The sequence below is a fragment of the Micromonospora sp. NPDC002717 genome, from assembly GCF_040295705.1.
In the GTDB taxonomy this organism is placed as follows: domain Bacteria; phylum Actinomycetota; class Actinomycetes; order Mycobacteriales; family Micromonosporaceae; genus Micromonospora.
In genome coordinates this window covers 1-2,576 of the sequence record NZ_JBEOVW010000083.1, presented here as the reverse complement: position 1 = coordinate 2,576, position 2,576 = coordinate 1, and the positions used below count along the sequence as shown (strand labels likewise).

The 2,576-nt window shown below is 66.2% G+C and carries 1 protein-coding gene and 1 pseudogene; one reads left to right on the top strand and one right to left on the bottom strand.

The window, feature by feature from the left end; all coding sequences use genetic code 11:
* Window positions 1-446 precede the first annotated feature (446 nt).
* Window positions 447-1,475 (top strand): hypothetical protein, encoded by a 1,029-nt coding sequence (locus ABT006_RS34920; protein ID WP_350712741.1) that lies wholly within the window; start codon window positions 447-449, stop codon window positions 1,473-1,475.
* A gap of 177 nt (window positions 1,476-1,652) precedes the next feature.
* On the opposite strand, the pseudogene ABT006_RS34915 reads toward ABT006_RS34920, so the two are convergent.
* Window positions 1,653-2,433 (bottom strand): annotated as a pseudogene (locus tag ABT006_RS34915) (transposase family protein).
* Window positions 2,434-2,576 lie beyond the last annotated feature (143 nt).

Sequence of the window (2,576 nt, the reverse complement as noted above, 5' to 3'; positions counted from 1 at the left end):
TCCGGCATCGCCCACCTCCACAACATCATCCTCGCGGGGTGACACCAACACCGTTGCCGGGCAACGCCTTCACCGAGTTACGAGACGTCCTTTAGGCCGGCAGCCCCGAGGGGAAACCAGCATTCCGCGCCAAACTCGGACTGGCACCGGCTTCGGCTCCGAGGGATTCGCCGCGCCGGAGCTGTCGTCCGGAAACCCCCACAAAGTGACGGTCGCCGCCGACATCTACAGCATCGGGCGGCTCATCGCAGCCATCCTAACCGGGGAACGACCGGAGCAGAATCTCCCACTGCTGCCTCCCAGCGGACCATGGGTAGCTGTAGTAGCGGAAGCAACCCGCCACAAGCCAACCGACAGGCCACAAGACGTCGACGAATTCCTCCGCCTGCTCAAGGACATCCCGTGACCGCTCCCTCGCCGTCCCGACCGAAAGGATCATCTTGTCGATGACGCGCATTGCGCTCGAGCCGTACTTCCTGCACCAGGACCAGGTTCAGTCCCTACTCGGAGAGCACCGGACGGAATCCGCACGGGCGCGGGCGGCCCGCAGGAGCGATCCCGAAGCAGCACTGCCCTACGTGCTCGCCGCAGAACTCGCCCAGGCGCTCTCCTCGCTGGGAATCGGCGAACTGGCCAGGCGCGTCCTGGAGCGGGACCTACGTGCGGGGCAAGTCGTCGGCACCGAGCTGCAGTTTGAGTTCCAGCGAGACCGGGATCGCGACGCCCCAGGCTTCAAGCCAGCCAGCTTCACGGCGGTGCTCGACGCGGGCGAGCCTATGCGTGTCACCGGAACATTCAACGCGGCACGAATCGCCAGTTCCTCCGCGTCCGGGAGCCTCGCCGGGAACAGGCGGGTTTACCTGATCGGGACGGTCACCAATCTCAGCGCGGAGCAAGTCGAGCTCAGGCCGGTCTTCATCGGAATCAGGTCGTTCGTCGATGACGACCTTCCCGCCGGAGCTTCAGCGCCGAGAGCGCGGGTCTACCCCAGCGATATCGGCCAGTTCAGCGGCATCGACTTCGCATCTCCCTTCGCCGAGGCCGAGGGTGAAGCGGTGCTGCGTGTGCCGGAGGACACGGTGAAGCGCGCCTTTGCCGAGCTGCTCGGCGAGCCGTACGTTCCGAAAGACTGGGGTGGCGAACGCTCCGACCTCTACACCTCACGACTGTTCGCCCGTGGGCGCCAGCTGTCGGCCGCATGGCTGTTCAAGGGACCGGGCTTCCCTCGCGCGATGGACGTCAAGGCTCTGGGCAAGAACGGTGACCAGATCGACCGGCTGTTCACCGAGCCCGCGGAGCTACTCGTTCTGCAGCACTGTCATCAGATAAAGCCGAGCGTGGTTGGCATGATGGATGCCTACGCCCACGACGTGCGGCACCCCCGTTTCTACATGATCATTGATGGGGCCGATACCGGACGCATACTGAGGTCTCTGGGACTGCTCCCTGTAGCCCCCGCACGTCCGCCTCTGTAGATCCACAGGAGCCGTTGGCCGCTCGGCGCGGGTCGAGCGGCTCACCTGGGGTGGACTGTTGCCGCATCGGTGGCATCAGCTGTCATGGTTCAGGAAGTAGTCCTGTCTGGTGGCCTTTGATCTTCTTTGCGGGCGGACGAAACCGGGTGAAGGCGTTGCCTGGGACGGGGTCGGCGGTCAGCCGGCGAGGATGATGTTGTGGAGGCTGGCGATGCCGGAAGCGGCGTCGGCCAATGTGTGGGCGGCGCGGGGTAGTCGCGCAGGATCTTGAAGCACTTCATCCTGGCCAGGGCGTGTTCGACCCCTGCTCGAACGGTGCGGTGCTCGACGTTGAGGTCTTCCTTCCAGTCCGGCAGATCGCTGCCGTCGGCGGGCTTGCGGTACGCGATGATCACCTCGGGGTTGTCGCGGTAGCCGCCGTCGGCCATGACCGGCCGTCCGTCGAGTTTCTCCTCGATGCCGCTGGTGCGCGGTAGACGATCGTGTCGTTGCGGTTGCCCGGCTGCGGGTCGCCGACGGCGATGATCAGGCGGGTGCTGGCGTCGATGGCGACCTGCAGGTTGGTCGAGTACCGATAGTTCTTGCTGCGGGCGGCCAAGCCGTGGTCGCGGGTGGGAATCAGGGTGCCGTCGACGATGGCGATCTGGTCGACCGGTCGCCGGCGCACAGGGGCGAGTGCGAGGAGCGGTCCGAGGGTGTCGATGACCCGGTGCGCGGCGGCGTGTGAGACCCCGAACAGCGGGCCGATCTGCCGCATGGTCAGGTTGGTACGCCAGTACGCCGCGACCAGCAGTACCCGATCGGCGAGGTCGAGGGCCCACTGCCGGCCCGGCCGGCCGTCGGCGATGCCGTCACCACCGCGCTCGGCGACCAGCCGGACCAGCCTGCGGAACTGGGCGGGCTGCAGCCCGGTGAACGGAAAGATCCACTCCGGGCGGGCTGCCGAGATCACCTGCACCCCACCATGATCCACGGTGGACGCGAGACTCAGTCACGAGACGTCCCTTAGTACTCCAACGTCACCTGGCCTGTCTGCGCTGGTAGTGGGATCGGCGGGCTCGGGATTGGGATGTTCGTCGCCAGATCGACCAGTGCAGGATG

What these genes read in the sequence shown, in the direction of transcription:
- ABT006_RS34920 (WP_350712741.1), top strand. Translation starts at nt 447, where the DNA reads ATGACGCGCATTGCGCTCGAGCCGTACTTCCTGCACCAGGACCAGGTT.